The following is a 24,576-nucleotide window of genomic DNA, read 5'->3' as shown; positions in this document are numbered from 1 at the left end:
CAACGGAGAGAAACGATGAGCGGCCTTGCCAATCTGGTGCCGATGGTGATCGAGCAGTCGAGCCGCGGCGAACGCGCCTTCGACATATTTTCGCGGCTGCTGCGCGAGCGCATCGTCTTCATCAACGGCCCGATCGACGACGGCACCTCGGCGCTGGTCTGCGCCCAGCTTCTGTCGCTGGAATCCGACAATCCCGACAAGGAGGTCTCGCTCTACATCAACTCGCCGGGCGGCGTGGTGACCAGCGGTTTCGCCATCTACGACACGATGCAGTACATCAGCTGCCCGGTCTCCACCGTTTGTATGGGCTTCGCCGCCTCGATGGCCTCGTTCCTCTTGATGGCGGGCACGCCGGGGCGGCGCATCGCATTGCCCAACGCCAGCATCGTGCTGCATCAGCCTCTCGGCGGTTTCCAGGGCCAGGCCTCCGACATCCAGCGCCATGCCGAGGGCATCCTTCGCACCAAGCGGCGCATGACCGATCTTTACGCCCAGCATTGCGGCCGCACCTACGAAGAAGTGGAACGCACGCTCGACCGCGACTTTTTCATGACCGCGCAGGAGGCCAAGGATTGGGGCCTCGTCGACCATGTTTTCGACACTCGCAAACAGGCCGCGTGAAGCACCTTCGAAGCGATATAAGGGCCGGCAACTTTCAGCGCCGCCGGTCTGGCTTCGGCGCTATCGCCGCACTATAGTCAGGTGATGACCGCCAGCCGTTCACCCAGCCTATACCTTGCCATTGCCGCCATTGCGGGCACGAACATGCTGGTGGGCACGGCATTTGCCCAAGATAATTCGACGTCGGCGCAAAGGGGCGCCCTGCCCGGTGTGACCAGCGACTATCGCATCGCCGAGCCAGCGCTGCAGCCCGAGCCCGACGGGGCGGTTCCCAGCAGCGGCTACGGCACATTCAAGATCGGCGATACCGAAGTTCGGATTTCCGGTAGCATCACCATCGATGTCGCCACCGGCGGGATCAGGCCTCCCAGCCGCTAAGTTCGCCTGGTATGCACCACAAATGTGCGCTTCAAACGAACAGCCCCGCCATTGCTTGTGCAACTGACGGGGCTTCTTGGATCTAAAATCCAAATTGCCGGGAGTGTACTGCCGGCTTTTTATTTCGGATGCTTCGCGGCATTCAGCCGACGATCCGACTAGCAGTCTCTGATTGTTGTGGGGATCGGCAGGTCAACGTTGGCAGGTAGCGCTAAACGCCTGACCTGGCTACTTATACCTGCCGCGGCTCCAGCGACACGTGGAGCCTCAAGGAACTATCCGGTGGAGTCATGCCTCTGCTCTCCTTCTGTTCGTTGCGACTGTCGTCGTCGAAGCGCTCATCGCATAACCCGCGGCGTCTCGCTGGCTAGCCCCAGGCCGCGAGGCCATCGAAAGACGGCCGGCTTCGTTGACGTTTGGAGTCTGCCCCCGTGACCCATGGACGTCAACCTTGAATAGCCGATTACCGAAAAATGTGATCGCGAGACGCATTGTGAAGCCGGCTGTAGGGGCAGCTTTTGTCAGGAGCGTGTTCGGCCTTTGTTCTTTCCGCTTGCCCGTTCGCGCGAAAGGCGGTTAAACGCATTGGTCGAGAGTTGTGGCGTCTCTCGAAAAGGCGGCGAAATTACCTACATAGGGGGTGGTCGGGAAAACCCGCCCATCCCACGAATTCCAGATTCTGAGGCGGCGACCGGCGATGGCCGACCATAAATATCTCTCCATTCGCGGGGCACGCGAACACAATCTGAAGAATGTCGATCTCGACCTGCCGCGTGACAGCCTGATTGTCATGACCGGCCTGTCGGGGTCCGGCAAGTCGTCGCTTGCCTTCGACACCATCTATGCCGAAGGCCAGCGCCGCTATGTCGAGAGCCTTTCGGCCTACGCACGGCAATTCCTCGAGATGATGCAGAAGCCGGACGTCGACCAGATCGACGGCCTGTCGCCGGCCATCTCCATCGAGCAGAAGACCACCTCGAAGAACCCGCGCTCGACGGTCGGCACCGTCACCGAGATCTACGATTATATGCGGCTTTTGTTCGCCCGCGTCGGCATCCCCTATTCGCCGGCCACCGGCCTGCCGATCGAGAGCCAGACGGTTTCGCAGATGGTCGACCGGGTGCTTGCGGTCGAAGAGGGCACCCGGCTGTTCATCCTGGCACCGATGGTGCGCGGCCGCAAAGGCGAGTACCGCAAGGAACTGCTCGAGCTGCAGAAAAAGGGTTTTCAGCGCGTCAAGGTCGACGGCGTCTTCTACGAGATCGCCGACGTGCCGGCGCTGGACAAGAAGTACAAGCACGACATCGACGTCGTCGTCGACCGCATCGTCGTGCGCGGCGATCTGGCGACGCGGCTCGCCGATTCCATCGAGACTGCGCTGAAGCTGGCCGACGGGCTGGCGGTGGCGGAATTTGCCGACAAGCCGCTCGACGCCAGCCAGACCGGCGAGGATTCGGTCAACAAGTCGAAGAACGAGACGCATGAGCGCATGCTGTTCTCGGAAAAATTCGCCTGCCCGGTGTCCGGCTTCACCATTCCCGAGATCGAGCCCAGGCTGTTCTCGTTCAACAATCCGTTCGGCGCCTGCCCGACCTGTGACGGGCTCGGCAGCCAGCGCGCCATTGACGCCAGCCTGGTCGTGCCCGACGAGAATGTCTCGCTGCGTGCCGGCGCCGTCAGCCCGTGGGCGAAGTCGACCTCACCCTATTATGCGCAGACGCTGGAAGCGCTGGGCGTTGCCTATGGCTTCAAGCTCGGCGACAAGTTCAAGGATTTGAGCGAAGAGGCAAAGCAAGCCATCCTGCACGGCACTGGCGAGCGCGAAATCGCCTTCCAGTATGATGACGGGCTGCGCTCCTACAAGACGACCAAGACCTTCGAGGGCGTCATCCCCAATCTCGAGCGCCGCTGGAAGGAAACCGAATCCGCCTGGATGCGCGAGGAGATCGAGCGCTTCATGTCGGCCACGCCCTGCCCGGCCTGCCGCGGCTACCGGCTGAAGCCCGAGGCGCTCGCAGTCAAGATCGCCGGCAAGCACATTGGCGAGGTCACCGAGCTGTCGATCCGCAAGGCTGACCAGTGGTTCACCGATTTGCCTGCTTCGCTTAACGACAAGCAGAACGAGATCGCAGTGCGCGTGCTCAAGGAAATCCGCGAGCGGCTGCGCTTCCTCAACGATGTCGGTCTCGACTATCTGACGCTGTCGCGCAACTCCGGCACGCTGTCGGGCGGCGAGAGCCAGCGCATCCGCCTCGCTTCGCAGATCGGCTCCGGCCTGACCGGCGTGCTCTACGTGCTCGACGAGCCGTCGATCGGCCTGCATCAGCGCGACAATGCCCGCCTGCTCGACACGCTGAAGCATCTGCGCGACATCGGCAACACGGTCATCGTCGTCGAGCACGACGAGGATGCCATCCTGCATGCCGACTACGTCGTCGATATCGGCCCGGCCGCCGGCATCCATGGCGGTCACATCATCGCCCAGGGCACACCGCAGCAGATCATGGCGACGCCCGCCTCGATCACCGGCAAATATCTGTCGGGCGAGCTCGAAGTGGCGACGCCTGCGGTTCGGCGCGAGGCGAAAAAGAACCGCCGGCTGAAGATCGTCGGCGCGCGCGGCAACAATCTGAAGAACGTCACCGCTGAAATCCCGCTCGGCACGTTTACCGCCGTCACCGGCGTGTCCGGCGGCGGCAAGTCGACCTTCCTGATCGAGACCTTGTTCAAGGCGGCGTCACGCCGCATCATGGGCTCGCGTGAGCATCCTGCCGATCACGACCGCATCGAAGGGCTGGAATTCCTCGACAAGGTCATCGATATCGACCAGTCGCCGATCGGGCGCACCCCGCGCTCCAACCCTGCAACCTATACCGGCGCCTTCACGCCGATCCGCGACTGGTTCGCCGGCCTGCCGGAGGCCAAGGCGCGCGGCTACCAGCCGGGCCGTTTCTCGTTCAACGTCAAGGGCGGCCGCTGCGAGGCCTGCCAGGGCGACGGCGTCATCAAGATCGAGATGCATTTTCTGCCCGACGTCTATGTCACCTGTGATGTCTGCCACGGCAAGCGCTACAACCGCGAGACGCTCGACGTGCTGTTCAAGGGCAAGTCCATCGCCGACGTGCTCGACATGACGGTCGAGGAAGGCGTCGATTTCTTCGCCGCCGTGCCCGGCGTGCGCGACAAGCTGGAGACGCTGAAACGGGTCGGCCTCGGCTACATCCATGTTGGCCAGCAGGCGACGACTTTATCGGGCGGCGAAGCGCAGCGCATCAAGCTCGCCAAGGAACTGTCGCGCAAGGCAACCGGCAAAACGCTCTACATCCTCGACGAACCGACCACCGGCCTGCATTTCCACGATGTCGCCAAGCTGCTTGAAGTGCTGCACGAGCTGGTCGACCAGGGCAACACGGTCGTCGTCATCGAGCACAATCTAGAGGTGATCAAGACCGCTGACTGGGTTCTCGATCTTGGCCCCGAAGGTGGTGACGGCGGCGGCGAGCTGGTGGCGTCCGGCACGCCGGAGGACATCGTTCGCGAAAAGCGCAGCTATACCGGGCAGTTCCTGAGGGAATTGCTGGAGCGGCGCCCCGGAGGCAAGCGCGAAGCGGCGGAGTGATGGCAAAGAACGGTCTCATCACGGTCCAAAGCAGCTTCGGCGTGGCCGAAACCATCGATCGCCTGGTCGAGACTGTGGAACGTGCAGGATTGCTGGTCTTCGCCCGCATTGACCACGCCGCCGGTGCGCGCAATGTCGAAACATCACTGCGTCCAACCCAGCTCCTGATTTTCGGCAATCCCAAAGGCGGTACGCCACTGATGCAGGACCGGCAGCTTGCCGGCATCGATCTGCCGGTCAAGGCGCTGGCTTGGGAGGACGAGCAAGGCACGGTCTGGCTCTCCTACAATGACGCACACTGGCTGGCGGAACGCCACGGCTTGGGCGACGCTAGTCGCAATGCCGTCGCTGCGATCGCCGCCGGCATGGACAAGGTGATTGCGGCCGCTGCCGGCGCGGGCCAGTTTTGATCATGAGAGCCGCTCGGGCCGATGATCTCCCTACGGTGATCTCGCTCACCACCGACGCCTACGCGCCCTACACTGCCCTGTTCGGAGCGCCGCCGATCCCCGTCACCGAGGACTATGCGCCGCGCATAGAACGCGGCGAGGTCTGGCTTTCGGAGCAGTACGGACAGCCGGCCGGCCTGATCGTTCTCGAACGGCACGATGACCACACAGTGATCTTCAGCGTCGCCGTTGCGCCCGCCTTTCAAGGCAAGGGTTTCGGCATAGCGCTGCTCGACTGGGCCGAGCAACAGACGCGCCTGTGGAGCTTGCCTGAAATCCGACTCTACACCAATTCCAGAATGGAACGGAACGTTTCGTTGTATAAGGCCTACGGCTTTCGCGAAACGGGTCGCCGGCCCAATCCATATCGGCCAGGATGGACGGTCGTCGACATGGCGAAAGCCGTCGAGACGACCGCCATCGCGTGATCCTTTTTCTGCAAACCGGGAGGACTACCATGACTCAATCAGGAACAATCCGCGCTGGCATGGGCGGCTGGACCTTCGAGCCCTGGGACACGTCCTTCTACCCGGACAAATTGTCGAAGGCCAAGCAGCTGAATTACGCCAGCCGGCAGGTGCCGACCATCGAGGTCAACGGCACCTATTATTCGAGCTTCAAGGAGCCGACCTTCGTCAAATGGGCCAACGAGGCGCCGGATGGTTTCGTCTATTCGCTGAAGGGCAACCGCTTCGTCACCAACCGCCGCGTGCTCGGCGAGGCCGGCGAATCGGTGATGCGCTTCCTCGGGTCGGGCGTCGCGGCACTTGGCGACAAGCTTGGGCCGATCCTGTGGCAGTTCGCGCCGACCAAGCGGTTCGACCCGGACGACTTCGAGGCGTTCCTCAAGCTATTGCCGGAGAAGCAGGACGGCGTTGCGCTGCGCCACGCGGTCGAGGTGCGCAATGACAGCTTCGTCGTGCCCGAGTTCGCCGCCTTGGCACGCAAGCACAAGGTCGCGATCGTTTTTGCTGATCATGCTAAATATCCAGCGATTGCCGACGTCACCGGCGATTTCATCTATGCGCGGCTGCAGACCGGCAGCGACGACAATCCCGATTGCTATACGCCCAAGGCGCTCGACGAATGGGCGGCCCGCGCCAAGACTTGGGCGCAGGGCAAGGTACCGGCCGAGCTGCCGCGCGCCGATCCTTCGACCGACGCGCCGGTCAAGCCACGCGACGTGTTCGTCTACTTCATCACCGAGGGCAAGGTCCGCGCTCCATTCGGCGCCATCGCGCTGATGAAGCGGGTCGCAGGCTGACGCCCCGCTGTCGGCGGTCCGGCTGGCCGGCTCCTAGACTACCGCCTATGCGGCGCGCTCGTCCGGACGCCGATCAACCCTGACGATCTCGTTGAAAGCATCGAGATCGACATAGAAGACCTTGGTGATCTCCGCGATAAGTTCGTCGTGTTCATATCCCTGCGATTTCAGAATATTGATGGCGGTTATGATGTCGACACGCTCCGTGAGCCGTCGTTTCTGGTAGTCCTCGACATAGCGCTCCATCGTCTGGCCCTGGCTCCCAAGCACCCGAAATGTTGGACGACAACAGATCGCTGGAGGGAGCGGCTTGCGCGCAAGCGGCCCGCGCCTTCCCCTGATCTGCCAATTTGGAACTGGTACGGAAAGCGGCCGACTCACCAAGGCCAAGCAAAATCTAGCACGCAATCTTCGGCGCGCCAGAGTTGCAAAGTAATAGAATCAATAAGAATTCAGACGGTCAGGAATTTCCGCACGTCCGCCCGGTCGAGATCCTCGGCGGGGCCGGTATGGACGATCTGGCCGCGGTCCATGATATTGACCTCGTCGGCCAATTCCCGGCAGAAATCGAGATATTGTTCGACCAAAAGCACGGCAATGCCGGCTTGGTCGCGCAGATAGCGGATGGCGCGGCCGATATCCTTGATGATCGACGGCTGGATGCCTTCGGTCGGCTCGTCGAGCACCAGCAGTTTCGGCCGCATCACCAGTGCCCTGCCGATGGCAAGCTGCTGCTGCTGGCCGCCGGACAGATCGCCGCCGCGGCGCGCGAGCATCTGCTTCAGCACCGGAAACAGCTCGAAGACGTGACCGGGAATGTTGCGGTCGGCGCGCTTCAGCGGCGCGAATCCCGATTCGAGGTTTTCCCGCACCGTAAGCAGTGGAAAGATCTCCCTGCCCTGCGGCACGAATGCGATGCCCGACCGGGCGCGATCATACGCCGCGCTCCGGTCGAGCGCCTTCCCCTCGAAGGCAACACTTCCGCTCGTCAGCCGGTGATGGCCGACGATCGATCTCATCAAACTGGTTTTGCCGACGCCGTTGCGGCCGAGCACACAGGTGATCTTGCCGGCGCCGGCCTTTAGCGAGACGCCGCGCAGCGCCTGGGCGGCGCCGTAATGCAGCGTGGCATTGGAGACTTCGAGCATGGTCAGCGCTTTCTCCAACGCCTGAAAAACGAAAGGTCGAAATGATGGAACGGAACGCGCCAGACCATGCTCATCTCCCCAGGTAGACTTCGACGACGCGCTCGTCGGCCGAAACGAAGTCGAGCGAGCCCTCGGAAAGTACCGAGCCTTCGTGCAGGCAGGTAACCTTGACGCCGAGCTCGCGCACGAAATGCATGTCGTGCTCGACGACGATGATCGAATGGTCGCGCGCGATGTCTCTAAGCAGCCGCGCGGTTTCCTCAGTCTCGGCGTCTGTCATGCCGGCAACCGGTTCGTCGACCAGCAGCAGCTTCGGATCCTGCGCCAAAAGCATGCCGATCTCGAGCCATTGTTTTTGGCCATGGCTCAAATTGGCGGCGAGTTCGTCGCGCTTGTCGCCAAGCCGGATGATGCCGAGAATGTCGTCGATCTGCCGCGCTTCCGCGGCCGAGCGACGATGGAACAGTGCCGGGAAGATCGAGCGCGGGCCTTTCAGCGCCAGCATCAGATTGTCCTCGATCGTGTGGCTTTCGAAGACGGTCGGCTTCTGGAATTTACGGCCGATGCCCATCATGGCGATTTCGGCCTCGTCGTGTTTAGTCAGGTCGACCTCGCCGTCGAAGAAGACCTCGCCCGCGTCGGGCCGCGTCTTGCCGGTGACGATGTCCATCATCGTCGTCTTGCCGGCGCCGTTGGGGCCGATGATCGCCCGCATCTCGCCCTTGTCGAGCACCAGCGACAGGTTGTTGATGGCGCGAAAACCATCGAAGGAAACCGACACGCCGTCGAGATAGAGGATGGTGTTGCTCTTCGACATCAGGCCATCACTCCGCCGGCTGCGGTTCGGCACCGGAGGCCGACCAGTCGCCCGGCCTTCTCGCCGCCGAGCGATCGGTTTTCGGCGGCACCGGCGTGTCAGGATCGGTGCCGGCTTCCTCGGCAATCGAGGCTGCCCGCAGCGCCTTGGCATTGCCGCGCCAGGAATCCCACATGCCGATGATGCCCTTGGGCAGGAACAGCGTGACGGCGACAAACAGGCCGCCCAGCGCAAACAGCCAGAACTCCGGCAGCACGCCGGTGAACCAGGATTTACCGGCATTGACCAGAAGCGCGCCAATGATCGGTCCGACGATGGTGCCGCGCCCGCCGACGGCCGCCCACACCACCACCTCGATCGAATTGGACGGCTCGAACTCGCCAGGGTTGATGATGCCGACCTGCGGCACGTAAAGCGCACCGGCGATGCCGGCCATCACCGCCGACACGGTGAAGGCGAACAGTTTGACGTTCTCTGCCCGCCAGCCGAGAAAGCGCGTGCGGCTTTCGGCGTCGCGCACCGCCATCAAAAGCTTGCCGTATTTGGAACCGACGATTGCCCAGGTGACGAAGACGGCAAACGCGAGCATGACGGCGCTGGCCGCGAAAAGCGCCGAGCGTGTCATGTCGGCCTGCACGTTGAAGCCTAGAATGTCCTTGAAATCGGTCAGGCCGTTATTGCCGCCGAAACCCATGTCGTTGCGGAAAAAGGCAAGCAGCAGCGCATAGGTCATCGCCTGGGTGATGATCGACAGATAGACGCCGGTGACGCGGCTGCGGAACGCAAACCAGCCGAAGACGAAGGCGAGCAGGCCGGGCACCGCAAGCACCATGACCGCCGCGAACCAGAAATGGTCGAAGCCATACCAGAACCACGGCAATTCCTTGTAGTTCAGGAACACCATGAAGTCGGGCAGCAGCAGATTGCCGTAGACGCCTCGCGAGCCGATCTGGCGCATCAGGTACATGCCCATCGCATAGCCGCCGAGCGCGAAGAAGGCGCCGTGGCCGAGCGAGAGGATGCCGCAATAGCCCCAGACGAGATCGAGCGCCAAGGCGAGCAGTGCGTAGCAGAGATATTTGCCGGTGAGCGCCACGATATAAGACGGCACGTAGAAGGAACTTGTCGGCGAGACCGCAAGGTTGAGCAGCGGCACGACGATGGCGGCCGCCAGCAGGACGAAGATGGTGATGGCGACGCGACGATCGGCGCCGGCGGCAAAGAAACGTCCCGTGATCATGCTTCCACCGACCTGCCCTTGAGCGCAAACAAGCCGCGCGGGCGTTTCTGGATGAACAGGATGATCAGCACCAGGACGACGATCTTGCCGAGCACCGCTCCGGCATAAGGTTCGAGGAACTTGTTGACGATGCCGAGCGAGAAGGCGCCGACCAGCGTGCCCCAGAGATTGCCGACACCGCCGAAGACGACGACCATGAAGCTATCGATGATGTAGCCACGACCGAGATTGGGCGAGACGTTGTCGATCTGGCTGAGCGCGACACCGGCTATGCCGGCAATGCCGGAGCCGAGTGCAAACGTCAGGGCGTCGACCCACGGCGTCCTGATGCCCATCGAGGCGGCCATGCGGCGGTTGGCGGTGACGGCACGCATCTGCAGCCCCCAAGGCGTGCGCTTCATCACGTGAAGCAGCACCGCGAACATGCCAAGCGCGAATACCAGGATCCAGAGCCGGTTCCATGTCACGGCAAGCTGGCCGATATTGAACGAGCCGGACATCCATGACGGGTTGCCTACCTCCTGGTTGGTCGGCCCGAAGATGGTGCGTACGGCCTGCTGCAGGATCAGCGACACACCCCATGTCGCCAGCAGCGTCTCCAGCGGCCGGCCGTAGAGGAAGCGGATCAGCCCGCGCTCAATGACAAGGCCGACGAGCGCCGCCACTAGGAAGGCCAGCGGCAAGGCGATGACCAGCGACCAGTCGAACAGACCGGGAAAGGAATTCCGGATCACCTCCTGCACGACGAAGGTCGTGTAGGCACCGAGCATGACCATCTCGCCATGCGCCATGTTGATGACGCCCATGACGCCGAAGGTGATGGCCAGGCCAATCGCCGCCAGCAGCAGCACCGATCCGAGCGATATGCCGTACCAGATATTCTGGCCGGCATCCCACAGCGCCAGCGTCGAATTGATATTGGCGATCGCAGCCGTCGCCGCGTCCTTCACCGCACCTTCGGAATTGGCCTCTACAGGCGTGAGCAGCGACACCGCATCGCGGTCGCCGCGCGCGCCGATGAGAGCGATAGCCGCCAGTTTGTCGGCCTCCAGCCTGTCGGAAACGAGAACCGACGCGGCGCGGGCATGTTCGAGCAGCGCCTTGACGCTTGCCACGCTCTCATTGGCGATGGCGGTGTCGAGCGGCTCGATGTTTGCCGCGTCCGGCGTCTTGAACATGGTGTCGGCGGCGGCAATGCGCACGGCCGGGTCCTTGGAGCCAAGCGTCAGTGTGCCCAGCGCGTCGCGGATGACGCGGCGCAGCGTGTTGTTGACTTTGATCTTGGTGATGTCGGCCTTGGCAGCTTCGCCCGATTTTTCGCCGGTGAGCGCATCGAGCAGCTCAATACCGTCGCCGCTCTCCTTGCCGACAAAGACCAGTGAATCGGCCTTGCGGACGTAAAGGCTGCCCTCCGCAAGCGCGGCAAGCGGCCGTTCGACGGCCGGATCGCCGGAAGCCGCAAGCTCGCGCACGACGGCTTCGATCGCCGGAAAATTGGCGGCAGTGGCGAATTTGGCGATGACGGCGCGCAGATCTGCTTCGCTGGCGTTCGACGGCAGCAGCGCCCCCAGGAGGAGCAGCAGCATCAGGCCAATCGCGCGGATCAGGATCATCGGTTTCTGGTGGCTCTTGGAGGTTGAATGTCGCCTCCGGGCAGGCTGGAGAAGGAGCCCGCCCGGAGGCTTTGCGGTCTGGGAGGACAGACCGGGAGGATTAGTTGGTTCCCTTGCCGCCGCATTTGCCGGTGGCAACGTTGAAGTTGCCGCAGGATAGAGGCGCGCGCCAATCGGAGATCAGATCCTTGGAATCAGGCAGGTAGTCGGACCACTCGTCGCCCATCACCAGGCCCGGCGTCTGCGAGACGGTTTCGAACTGGCCGTCGGCCTGGATTTCGCCGATCAGCACCGGCTTGGTGATATGATGGTTCGGCATCATGGTCGAATAACCGCCGGTCAGGTTCGGCACCGAGACACCGACCATGGCGTCGATGACCTTGTCCGGATCGGTGGTACCGGCCTTCTCTACCGCCTTCACCCACATGTTGAAGCCGATATAGTGGGCTTCCATTGGGTCGTTGGTGGTGCGCTTGTCGTTCTTGATGAATTTGTGCCAATCGGCGATGAACTTCGCGTTCTCGGGCGTGTCGACGCTCTCGAAATAATTCCAGGCGGCGAGATGGCCGACGAGCGGCGCGGTGTCGAGACCGGCAAGCTCTTCCTCACCAACCGAGAAGGCCATGACCGGAATATCCTCGGCCTTGATGCCCTGATTGCCGAGTTCCTTGTAGAACGGCACGTTGGCGTCGCCGTTGACGGTCGAGACGACAGCGGTCTTCTTGCCAGCCGAGCCGAACTTCTTGATTGCCGAGACTTCGGTCTGCCAGTCGGAGAAGCCGAACGGCGTATAGTTGACCATGATGTCTTCGGCAGCAACGCCCTTCGCCTTCAGATAGGCTTCAAGAATTTTGTTGGTGGTGCGCGGATAGACATAGTCGGTGCCTTCGAGCACCCAGCGCTTCACCGAACCGCCATCCTCGCTCATCAGATAGTCGACCGCGGGAATGGCTTGCTGGTTCGGCGCCGCACCGGTGTAGAACACGTTGCGCTCGCTCTCCTCGCCCTCATATTGAACCGGGTAGAACAGGATGTTGTCGAGTTCGCTGAACACCGGCAGCACCGATTTGCGCGACACCGAGGTCCAGCAGCCGAACACCGCCGCGACCTTGTCCTTCGAGATCAGCTCGCGCGCTTTTTCTGCGAACAGCGGCCAGTTGGAAGCCGGATCGACGACCACCGCCTCGAGCTTCTTGCCGAGCAGGCCACCCTTGGCATTCTGCTCTTCGATGAGCATCAGCATGGCGTCCTTCAGCGTCGTCTCCGAGATCGCCATGGTTCCTGACAGCGAATGGAGGATGCCGACCTTGATGGTGTCGTCGGCCGCCTTGGCGGGAATGCTCATCAGCAGGCCGGCGGTGACCACGCCGGCCGAAAACATTTTTGTTATTGTCGAGAAACTGCCCCTCATACTTTTAAACTCCCAAGCTGGTTAACTGCATCGGAACAGACCATGCAACGGCTGTGCCAATCACCGGAGCAAAATCGGAGGATCTGAGATTTCCCAGCTCTGTCAGTCGGTTAATGCATTAGGCGCAGGAGATGAACCTCGCCTGCCAGGTTCGAACTGAGAAAAGATCACCCGTATCAGCCTAAGTTTTACTCATATACGGGCCAATGCCCGAATTTTGAGCAGCATCATTTGAGCGCTGGCGAGGATTGCAGCGCCGCAGCGAAATGGGGCAAGTTCGAACCCTTAAACGAGCGACGCCATGGCCTTCCGAACGTCTTGCATTTTCATCACCATGCTTCTGCTGGCGACGACGACCGTAGCGCGCGCCGGCTTCAGCGACGGCAAGCTGCCGGACGGCCCCTATCATTGCGAAGTCTATCTGCTTGGCATGTTCCTCAGCCTCGGCGACATCACCATCAACGGAAACGTCTATAGCGGTCCGGTGAGCTTCGGCACCGCGACGCAGAGTTATAATTATCAGATGGATGCAGACGGCGTGATCACCTGGCTGGGTCCGCTCGGCGGCTACACCGCCGGCGGCAACTCGATCTCGCTTACGCAAGCGACGCTGGAAAGCGGAACCACCCCCTCCTTCGACATCATCATGAAGCAGCCGGACGGTGCCTTTACCGCCTCGACCTGCACCAAACGTTGAAAAAAATATGCGCAACCTCGTGAGAATTAGCACCGGAAGGCAGAAAGCCGCCTAGCTCTCCGCCGCCACGTCGAGCGCCAGCCGGGTCATATTGGTGAAAAGCCCCTGGCGTTCGGAATAGTCGGTCTGCTCGCCGGTTGCCACATTGTCGACGACGGTCAGGATCGACAGTGCCCGGGCACCAAAATCGGCCGCGATGCGGTAGAGCGCGCTGGTTTCCATGTCCACGGCGAGCGCGCCCTGTGCCTGCGCTTCGGCAAAGCGCTCACGCCCCTGCGGATGATAAAAAATATCGCTGCAGATGGTCAGGCCGGCCCGCTGGTCGATGCCGAGTTCGGCGGCCCGGGTCAACGCCTGGGCCAACAATGCCGGATCGGGGCTGGCGTTGGCACGATAGAGCCCGAAACTCTGAACGCTTTCTGAGCTTTCACCGCGCACCGATTGCGCGATCACCAGACTGCGCAGCGCCAGCTCGGCGGTCAGCCCGCCGCAGGTGCCGGTGCGGATCAGTGTTTTCGCACCATAGAAATCCAGCAGCTCGTGCACGTAGACCAGGAATGACGGGACGCCGATGCCGGTGGACTGGATGCTGATAGGCTTGCCGCGAAACAGGCCGGTAAAACCAAGCGCGCCGCGGCGGCGGTTGACGCAGCGCGGCGCCTCCAGAAAAGTCTGTGCCATCCACTCAGCGCGCTGCGGATCGCCCGGCAGCAGCACCGTGCTTGCGTAGTCGCCCTTGCTGGCCTCGTTGTGTGGCGTCACGGTATGCTTTCCAAAACCCGTCGCCCGTTTCGCCTGCAATCATGGCAGTCTCACGGCATTGCGCAAGCGGAGCATTGGAAGGGTCAGGATTCCAGCATGTCTTTGACGATCGTGGCCAATTGCTTGAGCGAAAACGGCTTGGGCAAAAAGCCGAAATGTGCGTCGGCCGGCAAGTTCTTGGCGAACGCGTCTTCCGCATATCCGGACACGAAGATGAACTTGATGTCGGGCTGCCGCTTGCGCAATTCGCCAAGCAGCGTCGGGCCGTCCATTTCCGGCATCACCACGTCCGAGACCACGATGTCGACCTTGCCGCCGAGCGCTTCGTAGACTTCAAGCGCCTCGACGCCCGACGACGCCTCGTGGACGGTGTAGCCGCGCGACTTCAGTGCACGCATGCCGCCCATGCGCACGGCGTCCTCGTCCTCGACCAGCAGCACCGTGGCCGAGCCCGACAGATCCTTGGCTGAGTCGGCGATCTTGGCAGGTGCGGCCGGCACTTCTCCAGCCTCGCCCGCCTTCCTTGCCTCCGCAATGTGCCGCGGCAGGAAGATGCGGAACAGGGATCCCTTGCCGACTTCGGAATCGCAGAAGATGAAGCCGCCTGTCTGCTTGATGATGCCATAGACCATGGACAGGCCGAGGCCCGTTCCCTTGCCAACCTCCTTTGTCGTGAAGAAGGGCTCAAAGATCTTTTTCAGCACATCAGGCGCGATACCGCTGCCGCTGTCCTCGACCTCGACCAGCACATAGTCGGCCGGAGTAAGTTCGCGATAGGAAAAGGTCTTGCATTCCCCGGCGCTGACGTTGCGGGTGCGAACGGTGAGGTCGCCGCCGGCCGGCATCGCATCGCGCGCATTGACCGCCAGATTGACCACCACTTGCTCGAACTGCCCGATATCGACCCTGACCGGCCACAGGTCGCGGCCATGGTCGATCTTGAGCTTGATATCGTTGCCGACCAGACGGGCAAGCAGCATCCTTAGGTCGGCGAGCACGTCGGTCAGGTTGAGCACCTCCGGTCGCAGCGTCTGCTTGCGCGAGAAGGCCAGCAACTGCCGCACCAGCGAGGCCGCCCGGTTGGCATTCTGCTTGATGTTCATGATGTCCGGGAACGACGGATCGGACGGCCGGTGGTTGGTCAAAAGCAGGTCTGAGGCCATGATGATGGCGGTCAGCACATTGTTGAAATCATGCGCGATGCCGCCGGCGAGCTGGCCGACCGCCTGCATCTTCTGGCTCTGCGCCATCTGGCCCTCGAGGGCCTTTTGCTCGGTGGTCTCGACGGCATAGACGATGGCCGATTCCTCGGCGCCCTCGCCGCCGGTGCCGTCTGCGACCGCATTGACGTAGAAGCGTATGTGTCGTTCCTCATTGCCGGGCAGCACCGTATCGATCGGCTCGATATCAGCCTGTTGCTGGCGTGCCTTTTCGAACGCCGCGGCGAAGGCCGGCCGGTCGCGCTCGTGGATCACCGTATCCAGCCGCACACGCCGATCGACCGCGTCGCGGTCGACGACCGAGGAAAATAGCGACAGGAACGGCGCATTGGTGCGCAGGATGCGACCGGCATGGTCGACGCCGGCAATCGCCATCGGCGTCGAGTTGAAGAATCGCGTGAAGCGTATTTCCGAGGCGCGAAGGTCGGCCGAAGCGTCCTCGCCTTGCGTCCGGTTGAGCACGATGGTGCGAGTCGGGCCGTTGAGCCCCTCTCGGCTGGCCGAAACACGATGCATGAAGCGCACCGGCAACGCCTCCCCGGTCATCGTCGTCAGATCGAGATCGATAACGGCATTGCGCGTGGTACCCGCGTCGGCCTTGACCGAACGGACCAGCGCCATGCCGTCGCCGGCGACGATCTCCGGCAGCGTGATGGCGCCGGGGGTGAAGCTGGCCAGGTCGATGCCCAGCCACTCCGCAAGGGTCGCGTTGATATAGGTGACGCGGCCTTCCTGGTCGGCCGAAAAGAAACCGGCCGGCGCGTGGTCGAGGTGATCGATGGCCTTTTGCAGGTCGAGAAAGAACCGCTCCTGCTCGGCCCGTTCCCGCGAGATATCAGCAAGCTGCCAAGCAAGCATGGGCAGCCGCTGGCCTGGAACGCTGAACGCGCGGGCCCGGACGCGGTACCAGCGCGCGCCCGATTCGGCGCCTGGCCGAATGGACTGCGCGAGCCGAAACTCGCCGTCGCCCGCCTGGCCGTCGCGCAGGCCTGACGCCAGCCGGTATATGGTCACTGAGGCCTCGGGAACGTCTGAAAGCAAACCTTCGACCGTCTTGAGGTCGGCGGCCGACTCGGCGCCAGTCATGTCGGCATAGGTCCGGTTGGCGTAGATGATCCGGCCTTTGGTATCGGTGACCAGGAGGCCTTGCGACATCGAATCGACGAAAGCTTTCGACAGTTCGTCGCTTGTCGAGCGCGGCGTGACGTGCACGAAGCCGATCGCAGTGGCGAACAGAAAGCCGACGCCGATCATCGCCAACACGCCAAGCATGCCGAGCAGGAATGGGTCGCCAAGTCGCTCGCGGAAAAGGCCGAAGACGATCGCTGCCCCCGTCAGGACGACGATGAAGACGATGAGCCGGGTGACCGCGCCCGGTCGCGTGTTCTGGTCGACGATAGGTACCGGATAGAAATCGCCGCGCGCTTCCTTGGCCATGTTCCCCCTGCTCGTGAATTCCGGTGTCGGTTGAATCATATTCTCAGGGTCGGGAAAAGGCCCGGCGGCAAATGTCCGCTAAAAAGACGCCGTTCCGCTCCCGGTGTTTCAAGCTGTTCACGAAGCGTGAAAGGCAACTTGCGGTGGCCTGCCGCAACAGTCTAGTGTCGCGTCTCTTCGAAAGCTGATTTTGGGGGAACCAATGCTGCAATGGCTGGATGGCGTGGCGGGTCCTGGTTATGCCGCGGCAATCCTGTGGACGTTTGCAGTACTTGTCCTTCTGCTCATCATTCTTCTTATCATCAGGCTGGTCCGCAGCCTGACCTTCGGAACATTCGTCGCCGGCGGCAGGAACCGCAAGACGCGGCTGGCGGTCATGGATGCCACAGCGGTCGACAGTCACCGGCGGCTGGTGCTGGTGCGCCGCGACGATATCGAGCACCTGCTCTTGATCGGTGGTCCGACCGACGTCGTCGTCGAGCGCGACATCAGGCTCTCGGCGCTGCGCCGCCCGGCATTGACCGGAGATAACAGCCACCAGCCGGCAGCAAGATCGGCTCAGACCACAGCCGCGCCGGTGAGGCAAGCGCCGCCGCAGGCGGCAAGCGTAGCCGCAACCCCTGTCCGAGCCCGCCAGACGGCGACAATGCCGGCAACAATGCCGGCACCGGCGCCGAAACCGCCATCGAACGTCACACCGTTGCCAAATTATGGATCCGTCAACGCCAATGCTTCACGGCATGCGCCGCCGCCGACAAGACAGGACTCCCCGGCGAGATACGAGCCGCCGGCACAGCACGAGTCGATCGACGATGCGCTGATGAAGGAGCTGGAGGTTTCCCTCGACGAGCCACGCTTCAGCCAAACGCCGAGCAAGCCGGTGGCGAAGGCATCGCCCTCTCTCGACGACGAGATGACGAAGCTCCTCGGCGAGTTGTCCAATCAGAAAAGATAGGCTGATAGCGAACGGCCAATGAAAATGGCCGGAAAACCGGCCATTTTGAACGCTTTACCGATGCCGCTCTGTTTTTCCCGCCGACTCAGTCGTCGCGGTACACCTTCTCGCGCCGCTCATGGCGCTCCTGTGCCTCGATCGACAAGGTCGCGATCGGGCGCGCGTCGAGCCGCTTCAGCGCGATCGGCTCGCCTGTTTCCTCGCAATAGCCGTAGGTGCCTTCGTCAAGGCGCTGGAGGGCGGAATCGATCTTCGAGATGAGTTTTCGCTGGCGATCGCGGGCGCGAAGTTCGATGGCGCGGTCGGTTTCTGAGGAAGCCCGATCGGCGAGATCGGGATGGTTGGCGTTTTCCTGCTGCAGGATTTCGAGAGTTTCGCGCGCTTCGCGCAAGATGTCGTTCTTCCAGGTGACGAGCTTCAGGCGAAAGTAGGATTTCTGCCGCTCGTTCATGAACGGCTCGTCTTCGGAGGGTACGTAATCGGCGGTAACGATGTCGTTCATTCGACTCACCCAACAAACCCCAAATTTGGCGCCTATATATTCGCGGACCGAAAACTGCACAAGGTCAATCGACGACTGTTTCACGCAATTGTTAGTCCCGGACAAACGGCATCCGCGATGCCCTTTTTGCGAAGAATACGACCGAATTCATACATGATTCGCTATGCTTGAAGGACGCTTGCCATTGCGCACGGAGCTCTTCTGATGGCAAATCCTGCGGCGTATTGACGGGTTCGGTGCCCGGCACAACGGGGATCCGGTGACCAGACTTTACCTGCTGAGGCATGCGAAGGCCGGCTGGGCGCTGCCCGGCGTCGCCGACTTCGACCGCCCGCTCTATACATCTGGCTTCGCCGATGCCGAAGCGATGGGCGTGCTGATGCGTTCTCGCAAATACGTACCGGGCCTCACCCTGTGCTCAAGCGCCAGGCGTGCCCGCCAGACGCTGGAAAGCTTAGCTGGCCATACGGACACGGGCCGGGTGCTGTTCTTTGACGCGCTCTACAACGACGATGCCGCCGCGTACCTCGCTGCCGTCCGGCAGAATGGCGGGCTGGACGCCCTGCTCGTCATTGGCCACAATCCGATGATTGAGGATCTCGCCATGGCGCTCTCAGGCGACGGCAACGAGACCGCGCGGGCCATGCTGAACCACGGCTTCCCGACCTCCGCACTTGCGGTGGTCCGGTTCAACGGCAGTCTTGCGGAGGCTGCGCCTGGCGCCGGCTATCTCGAAGCCTTCCTGACGCCTGCCGATATCTGAGGCCATTTCAAAGCCGCGCCTCAAAGCCTATATCGGTGGCTGACCGGCCCCGCGAGAACAGATTTTGGCATCATCGCTGACGACTTTCACCGACGAGGCGAAGATCGCCTTGGATACGTTGTCAGGCCGCGCTGCCGGGCTTTTCGCTCCGTCGCTGCGTCTTGGCGTGACCGGGCTGTCCCGCGCCGGCAAGACGGTGTTCATCTCGGCCTTTGTGCACAATCTGGTCCATGGCGGACGCTTGCCGCTGTTTGAGGCACAAAAATCGGGGCGCATCGCCAGGGCCTTTCTCGAAGAGCAGCCGGACGACGCCGTACCACGCTTCCAGTACGAGGATCACATCGCGGCTCTTGTCGACGACCGTGTCTGGCCGGACTCGACGCGTGCGATTTCCGAACTGAGGCTCACCATCGAATACGAATCGGCCTCCGGTTGGAGCCGCATGTTTTCCGCCGGCAAATTGTCCGTCGACGTCGTCGATTATCCCGGCGAATGGCTGCTCGACCTGCCGCTGCTCGGCAAGTCCTACGCCGATTTTTCGCGTGAGGCCTTCGAGATGGCCGTGTTGCCGGTGCGTGTCGATCTTTCGCGGGAATGGCAGGCGCTCTCTGCCTCCGTCGACCCCAACGACGACGCCGACGAGATGACGGCGCGCCGTCTCGCCGAGAGCTTCGCCGCCTACCTCAAGGCCTGCAAGCTTGACGAGCGGGCGCTTTCGACCCTACCGCCCGGCCGCTTCCTGATGCCCGGCGATCTTGAAGGATCGCCGGCGCTGACCTTTGCGCCGCTGCCGAAACTCGGCCTCGGGCGCGCCCGCTCCGGATCGCTGCAGGCGATGATGGAGCGGCGCTACGAGGCTTACAAGACGTATGTCGTCAAACCGTTCTTTCGCGAACACATCACGCGCCTCGACCGGCAGATCGTGCTCATCGACGCCTTACAGGCATTGAACGCCGGCCCCGGTGCTATGGCCGATCTGGAACGCGCGGTCACCGAAATCCTGTCCTGTTTCCGGCCCGGCCGGGGCAACTTCCTGACCGACCTGTTTTCAAGACGCATCGACCGCATATTGGTGGCCGCGACCAAGGCCGACCATCTGCACCACGAAAGCCACGACCGGCTGCAGGCGATCGTGCGGCGGCTTGCCGACCGCGCCGTGGCGCGGGCGAATTTCACTGGTGCCGACGTCGACGTCGTCGCCATGGCGGCCATGCGCGCGACTCGGGAAGGCACGGTCAAGCAGGGCCGTGAGACTTTGCCGGTCATTATCGGCACGCCATTGCGTGGCGAAAAAATCAATGGCGAAACCTTTGACGGAAAGACCGAAACAGCCATATTTCCCGGTGATTTGCCGGAGAAAGTTGATGCGGTGTTCGATGGTTTCGAATCGAAGCACCAGCAGAACGATGACGACCCGGCGATCCGCTTCGTGCGCTTTCGCCCGCCGAAACTCGAGCGCACGGCCGAGGGCGTGACGCTGTCGCTGCCGCATATCAGGCTCGACCGCGCGGTGCAGTTCCTGATCGGAGATCATCTCGCATGAGCGCGCCCCGCAGACCGGCGGCCTTTCGCATCGAGCCGGAGCCCCAGCCGAAGGTAGATCCGACGGCTCGCCATTCCGGGGCCGAGGCCGCGCCGGCGCGAAAGCCGCGTAACGTGAAGGCGGATCTTGCCGTGGTCACACCGGCGGAGATCGACGTCTTCGACGAGCCTGATGTCGTCGCTGCCGAACCGCCGCCGGCGATTGCGCCGCGAAAACGTTCGCTGCTTGGCTGCCTGTTCTTCGGCGCGCTGGGCGTTCTGGTTTCGCTCGCCCTTGGCCTCTGGACCGACCAGCTGATTCGCGACCTGTTCGAGCGCGCCGAGTGGCTGGGCTGGCTGGCGGCCGGAATGGCATTGATCGCCATCCTGGCGCTTGTGGTCATCCTTATCCGCGAATTCGTGGCGATTGCTCGCCTCGCCGAGGTCGAAAAGTTGCAGAAGCGGGCGCTCGATGCGATTGCCCGCGATGATCCGAAGGCCGCCCGCGCCGTGGTCGACGAGTTGTCGGCATTTGTCGCGGCCAAGTCCGAAACCGCGGCCGGCAGGCGCTCGCTGGCCGAATTGCGCGGCGAGATCATCGATGGCGGCAATCTGGTGCGGCTGGCCGAGACCGAGATCCTCGGCCCGCTCGATGCCCGCGCCAAGATGATGATCCTCGAAGCGGCGAAGCGCGTGTCCCTGGTGACCGCGGTCAGTCCGCGCGCGCTGGTCGACGTCGCTTATGTCGTGTTCGAAGCCGGCCGGCTGATTCGCCGTCTGTCGGAGCTCTATGGCGGCCGCCCCGGCACGCTAGGCTTTTTTCGCCTGGCGCGCAGCGTTCTCGCCCATCTCGCGGTCACTGGGTCGATCGCCGTCGGCGACAGTTTCGTCCAGCAGATCGTCGGCCATGGCCTTGCGGCTCGGCTCTCGGCCAAGCTCGGCGAAGGCGTCGTCAACGGCATGATGACGGCGCGCATCGGCATTGCAGCGATGGAAACGGCAAGGCCCCTGCCCTTTAACGCCGTCAGGCGTCCAGGATTGGGCGATTTCCTTTCCGCGCTGACCTCCTTTGCGGCAAAGAAAGAAAAAGAAACATCCGCTTCCGAGACGTGACTACCGCCTTGGGGTGACAAAGCATTAACCAATCTTGTTCATGGTCGGAAGCGTCCAAACCAGTCTCGTTGTTGCCGGGTGTCGTCGATGAAAAGCGTTATTTTGTCCAACGTGCTGCACGTGGCGCTCGCCCTTGTCGCAACCATCGGCATTGCCGGAAAGGCTTCGGCGGCGGAACCGGACAAGCAGTTCTTTCGATCGGTCGAGGGCAAATGGGTCGGCCCCGGAGAAATCGTTGCCGGCAAATACAAGGGCACGAAATTCACCTGCAGCTTCATTGGCTCGACGCCTGACGGCAAGGTCGGCATGTCGCTCGACGGCGGCTGCCGGGTCGGTATGTTCACCCAGCAGATGTCGGCAACGATCGAACACATGGGCCGGCAGGGCTACAAGGGCAGCTTCATGGGCGGGGCCGCCGGCTCCGGCCTCGACATTATCGGCGGCAATGTCGTCGATGCGCACAAGGTGGTTTTCACCATTAATCGTAATCAGTTGCGCGGCGTGATGCAGGCGCTTGTCCCCGACGACAATTCGATGACGGTGACCGTTGCCGTGCGGGTCGACCAGCAGCTGGTCCCGGTCATCGGTATGAAGTTGAAGCGGATCGATGCAGTCGAGGTCGGCTCCATAACTCCGAACTGAGCTTTCGGCGTGAAAAGGCGGCAACCAAACGCCGCCGCCGTCCTTGACATGCAGATGGGTGCTCAGCCCTTGATCGCTGCAATCAACTCGTCATAGGCCTTGCAGGCCTCGGCTGCTGTCGTGCCGCCCTGATACTTGGTTGTGACCGCCTGGACCTTGGCTGTGAGGTCGGCTGCCTTGGCCGGATCCTTGGTGATAGCAGCCTGAAGTGCCGCAGTCATGTCCTGAGCCTTCTTGGTCAGCATCTCGGTCGTGCACTCCGGCGCCTTCGAACAGGCAGAGCCGGCAAGTGCCGCGATGCCAACGGCAACCAGCAAAAACTTCTTCATGTCAGTCATCTCCTCAAAAAGGGCCGTGACTTGATCGTCGCTCACCCTCCACTGGCCGAAGCCGGGCGTCCTTAGCGCCGGATAGCGAAAACAAGCAACGCCTGGAAGGCCATTATCCTGTGCAGTGCGCCTGCAATATCGCCTGCACAATGCGCCGGATTCACACTGTTCGATCCGCTCCGAAGCCCCTATCTTGGCCGCTTGACTCCCAGGAGAGCGGAAGGGCAGGCATGGCGGCAGAGGCATCGAACAGCGATCTGATCCAGGTGGTGGCGCTGCTTGCCGCCGGCGTCGTTGCGGTGCCGATCTTCAGGCGCATGGGACTTGGCTCCATCCTCGGCTATTTGGCGGCCGGCGTCGTGATCGGCCCATTCGGGCTGCGCGTCTTTTCCGAATCGGAAGCCATTCTTCATGTCGCCGAACTCGGCGTCGTCATGTTCCTGTTCATCATCGGGCTGGAGATGCAGCCGTCACGCCTATGGGGCCTGCGCCGCGAGATTTTCGGGCTTGGTGCGCTGCAGGTCGGCGTCTGCGCGGTTCTGCTGACCGGCGTCGGCCTGGCGGGAGGTTTCCCGATCGCGCAATCCTTCGTCGCTGGCGCCGGTTTCGTACTCACCTCGACGGCAATCGTCATGCAATTGCTGGAAGAACGCGGCGACCTGGCAACGCCCAAGGGCCAGCGCATCGTCTCGGTCCTGCTTTTGGAAGATCTGGCCATCGTGCCGCTGCTGGCGCTGATCGCCTTCCTCGCGCCGGGCGGCGCCGATATGAGCCTGTCGGATAGGTTGACGGAGGTCGGCATCGGCCTTGCCGCGATCGTCGGGCTGGTGGTTGCCGGGCGCTATCTGCTCAATCCGTTCTTCCGTATCCTGGCGGATGCGCGCGCCCGTGAGGTGATGACCGCAGCTGCCCTTCTGGTCGTTCTCGGGTCAGCGCTCGCCATGCAGCTTTCCGGCCTGTCGATGGCCATGGGCGCCTTCCTGGCCGGCGTGCTTTTGTCGGAATCGACCTTCCGCCACCAGCTGGAGGCCGACATCGAACCGTTCCGCGGCATTCTGCTCGGGCTGTTCTTCCTCGCCGTCGGCATGTCGCTCGACCTGCATGTCGTCGTCGTCAACTGGCAGCTCATTGCCATCTATGTCGTCGCCTACATGGTGATGAAGGCGATCGGCATCTATATCGTTGCCCGCGTCCTCAAAACCGACCATCGGGAAGCGCTCGAGCGCGCCGTCTTCATGGCGCAAGGCGGCGAATTCGCCTTCGTCCTCTATTCCGCGGCGGCTGCGGTGGGCATTATCGACGGCCAAGCCAATGCGATGCTGACCGCCATTGTCATCATTTCCATGGTGCTGACGCCGTTGGCAATCATTGCACTGCGGTATCTGACGCCGCGCGACGAGCAGTCGCTTGAAGGCGTCGATGTCGCCAACGGCCTGACCGGCAGCGTGCTGATCATAGGCTTTGGCCGGTTCGGCCAGATCGCCAGCCAGCCGCTTTTGTTGCGCGGCATCGACGTGTCGATCATCGACAACGAGGTCGAAATGATCCAAGCAGCGGCCGATTTCGGCTTCAAGGTCTATTACGGCGACGGCACGCGGCTGGACATCCTGCGAGCCGCGGGAGCCGGGCGGGCACGCGCCGTGCTGATCTGCGTTGACAAGCCCGATGCCGCCGTGCGCATCGCGGAACTGATCAAGGCGGAGTTTCCCTTGCTGACAGTGCTGGCACGGGCGTTCGACCGCGGCACCGCGTTGCAGCTCATCCGTGCCGGCGTTGACTATCAGCTCCGCGAGACGTTCGAATCGGCGCTTGTCTTCGGCGGCTCGACGCTGGAAGCCCTCGGCGTCGACCCGGAAGAGGTCGCCGAGGTAGTCGAGGACGTCCGCCGCCGCGACGCTGCCCGTTTCGAGCTTCAACAGGCCGAAGGCATCCGCGCCGGACGGCGCTTCCTCAAAGGCAATATTGGCACCCCCATCCCGACGCCGCTCAGCACACCACGCCGCGCGGGTCAGGCGCTCAATGAGGAAACCGCCGGCGTGCTGCAGAAATCCGAGCCGGCCGATTAATCCTTGGGA

23 protein-coding genes are annotated in these 24,576 nt (G+C 62.5%); 13 read left to right on the top strand and 10 right to left on the bottom strand.

Annotation, left to right across the window (positions count from 1 at the left end; translation table 11 throughout):
• The first annotated feature begins 15 nt into the window (after positions 1-15).
• The 6 genes from NKH89_RS01975 (at position 16) to NKH89_RS01950 (ending at position 6,331) form a co-directional block, all read left to right on the top strand.
• Complete coding sequence (locus tag NKH89_RS01975; protein ID WP_352482251.1) at positions 16-621, top strand: ATP-dependent Clp protease proteolytic subunit; 606 nt, start codon at positions 16-18, stop codon at positions 619-621.
• Positions 622-705: 84 nt separating this feature from the next.
• Complete coding sequence (locus NKH89_RS01970; RefSeq protein WP_352587084.1) at positions 706-999, top strand: hypothetical protein; 294 nt, start codon at positions 706-708, stop codon at positions 997-999.
• Between the two features lie 697 nt (positions 1,000-1,696).
• Positions 1,697-4,618 (top strand): excinuclease ABC subunit UvrA, encoded by a 2,922-nt coding sequence (uvrA, locus tag NKH89_RS01965; protein ID WP_352515887.1) that lies wholly within the window; start codon positions 1,697-1,699, stop codon positions 4,616-4,618.
• Positions 4,618-5,028 carry a DUF302 domain-containing protein gene (locus tag NKH89_RS01960; RefSeq protein ID WP_352494577.1) on the top strand — a complete coding sequence of 137 codons (411 nt, stop codon included), beginning with the start codon at positions 4,618-4,620 and terminating at the stop codon, positions 5,026-5,028. Before uvrA ends, NKH89_RS01960 begins: the two co-directional genes overlap by 1 nt.
• Positions 5,025-5,495, top strand: coding sequence for a GNAT family N-acetyltransferase (locus NKH89_RS01955; RefSeq protein WP_352494576.1), 471 nt, complete (start codon positions 5,025-5,027; stop codon positions 5,493-5,495). The genes NKH89_RS01960 and NKH89_RS01955 overlap by 4 nt, the downstream gene beginning before the upstream one ends.
• Positions 5,496-5,524: 29 nt before the next feature.
• Positions 5,525-6,331, top strand: coding sequence for a DUF72 domain-containing protein (locus tag NKH89_RS01950; protein ID WP_352494575.1), 807 nt, complete (start codon positions 5,525-5,527; stop codon positions 6,329-6,331).
• Positions 6,332-6,376: 45 nt separating this feature from the next.
• Here the strand turns inward: NKH89_RS01950 and NKH89_RS01945 are convergent, their stop codons facing one another.
• The 6 genes from NKH89_RS01945 to urtA all read right to left on the bottom strand — a co-directional run bounded on the left by NKH89_RS01945 (position 6,377) and on the right by urtA (position 12,560).
• Entirely contained in the window at positions 6,377-6,577 is a 201-nt protein-coding gene (locus NKH89_RS01945; RefSeq protein WP_023717807.1) for a hypothetical protein, read from the bottom strand.
• A gap of 206 nt (positions 6,578-6,783) precedes the next feature.
• Positions 6,784-7,479 (bottom strand): urea ABC transporter ATP-binding subunit UrtE, encoded by a 696-nt coding sequence (urtE, locus tag NKH89_RS01940; protein ID WP_126041867.1) that lies wholly within the window; start codon positions 7,477-7,479, stop codon positions 6,784-6,786.
• A gap of 70 nt (positions 7,480-7,549) precedes the next feature.
• Positions 7,550-8,296, bottom strand: coding sequence for an urea ABC transporter ATP-binding protein UrtD (gene urtD, locus NKH89_RS01935; protein ID WP_352789221.1), 747 nt, complete (start codon positions 8,294-8,296; stop codon positions 7,550-7,552).
• 7 nt (positions 8,297-8,303) lie between these two features.
• The gene (urtC, locus tag NKH89_RS01930; protein WP_352855380.1) at positions 8,304-9,536 is read right to left on the bottom strand and encodes an urea ABC transporter permease subunit UrtC; all 1,233 of its coding nucleotides are present in this window, start codon (positions 9,534-9,536) and stop codon (positions 8,304-8,306) included.
• Positions 9,533-11,149, bottom strand: coding sequence for an urea ABC transporter permease subunit UrtB (urtB, locus tag NKH89_RS01925; protein WP_352908356.1), 1,617 nt, complete (start codon positions 11,147-11,149; stop codon positions 9,533-9,535). The genes urtC and urtB overlap by 4 nt, the downstream gene beginning before the upstream one ends.
• A gap of 100 nt (positions 11,150-11,249) precedes the next feature.
• Positions 11,250-12,560 carry an urea ABC transporter substrate-binding protein gene (gene urtA / locus NKH89_RS01920; protein ID WP_352448748.1) on the bottom strand — a complete coding sequence of 437 codons (1,311 nt, stop codon included), beginning with the start codon at positions 12,558-12,560 and terminating at the stop codon, positions 11,250-11,252.
• Positions 12,561-12,861: 301 nt separating this feature from the next.
• Between urtA and NKH89_RS01915 the strand changes: the two genes are divergently transcribed.
• Positions 12,862-13,257, top strand: a complete 396-nt coding sequence (locus NKH89_RS01915) for a hypothetical protein (RefSeq protein ID WP_352908355.1) — start codon at positions 12,862-12,864, stop codon at positions 13,255-13,257.
• Positions 13,258-13,308: 51 nt separating this feature from the next.
• Here NKH89_RS01915 and NKH89_RS01910 read toward each other — a convergent pair whose 3' ends face one another.
• Together NKH89_RS01910 and cckA are read right to left on the bottom strand one after the other, a co-directional pair.
• Complete coding sequence (locus NKH89_RS01910; RefSeq protein ID WP_352844132.1) at positions 13,309-14,019, bottom strand: purine-nucleoside phosphorylase; 711 nt, start codon at positions 14,017-14,019, stop codon at positions 13,309-13,311.
• A gap of 83 nt (positions 14,020-14,102) precedes the next feature.
• Positions 14,103-16,676 (bottom strand): cell cycle histidine kinase CckA, encoded by a 2,574-nt coding sequence (gene cckA, locus NKH89_RS01905; protein ID WP_352494572.1) that lies wholly within the window; start codon positions 16,674-16,676, stop codon positions 14,103-14,105.
• Positions 16,677-16,878: 202 nt separating this feature from the next.
• Here cckA and NKH89_RS01900 point away from each other — a divergent pair, with 202 nt between their 5' ends.
• Positions 16,879-17,631 (top strand): flagellar biosynthetic protein FliO, encoded by a 753-nt coding sequence (locus NKH89_RS01900; protein ID WP_031193614.1) that lies wholly within the window; start codon positions 16,879-16,881, stop codon positions 17,629-17,631.
• An 85-nt stretch (positions 17,632-17,716) separates the two neighbouring features.
• Here the strand turns inward: NKH89_RS01900 and dksA are convergent, their stop codons facing one another.
• On the bottom strand, positions 17,717-18,133 hold the full coding sequence (gene dksA / locus NKH89_RS01895; protein ID WP_023717816.1) for an RNA polymerase-binding protein DksA: 417 nt from the start codon (positions 18,131-18,133) through the stop codon (positions 17,717-17,719).
• Between the two features lie 259 nt (positions 18,134-18,392).
• Here dksA and NKH89_RS01890 point away from each other — a divergent pair, with 259 nt between their 5' ends.
• From NKH89_RS01890 to NKH89_RS01875, 4 genes are all read left to right on the top strand, one after another.
• On the top strand, positions 18,393-18,896 hold the full coding sequence (locus NKH89_RS01890) for a SixA phosphatase family protein (RefSeq protein WP_023717817.1): 504 nt from the start codon (positions 18,393-18,395) through the stop codon (positions 18,894-18,896).
• 64 nt (positions 18,897-18,960) lie between these two features.
• Positions 18,961-20,439 (top strand): YcjX family GTP-binding protein, encoded by a 1,479-nt coding sequence (locus NKH89_RS01885; RefSeq protein WP_352908354.1) that lies wholly within the window; start codon positions 18,961-18,963, stop codon positions 20,437-20,439.
• Positions 20,436-21,530, top strand: a complete 1,095-nt coding sequence (locus NKH89_RS01880) for a YcjF family protein (protein ID WP_352908353.1) — start codon at positions 20,436-20,438, stop codon at positions 21,528-21,530. The genes NKH89_RS01885 and NKH89_RS01880 overlap by 4 nt, the downstream gene beginning before the upstream one ends.
• A gap of 87 nt (positions 21,531-21,617) precedes the next feature.
• Positions 21,618-22,172, top strand: coding sequence for a hypothetical protein (locus tag NKH89_RS01875; RefSeq protein WP_023717820.1), 555 nt, complete (start codon positions 21,618-21,620; stop codon positions 22,170-22,172).
• A 62-nt stretch (positions 22,173-22,234) separates the two neighbouring features.
• On the opposite strand, the gene NKH89_RS01870 is transcribed toward NKH89_RS01875, so the two are convergent.
• Positions 22,235-22,501 carry a hypothetical protein gene (locus NKH89_RS01870; RefSeq protein WP_023717821.1) on the bottom strand — a complete coding sequence of 89 codons (267 nt, stop codon included), beginning with the start codon at positions 22,499-22,501 and terminating at the stop codon, positions 22,235-22,237.
• A gap of 230 nt (positions 22,502-22,731) precedes the next feature.
• Between NKH89_RS01870 and NKH89_RS01865 the strand changes: the two genes are divergently transcribed.
• Complete coding sequence (locus tag NKH89_RS01865; RefSeq protein ID WP_023717822.1) at positions 22,732-24,567, top strand: monovalent cation:proton antiporter-2 (CPA2) family protein; 1,836 nt, start codon at positions 22,732-22,734, stop codon at positions 24,565-24,567.
• Positions 24,568-24,576 lie beyond the last annotated feature (9 nt).

Source organism: Mesorhizobium sp. M0923, from assembly GCF_040319365.1.
Lineage (GTDB): Bacteria > Pseudomonadota > Alphaproteobacteria > Rhizobiales > Rhizobiaceae > Mesorhizobium.
The sequence above is the reverse complement of the archived record's forward strand: the minus strand, read 5'-3'. Positions and strand labels throughout refer to the sequence as shown.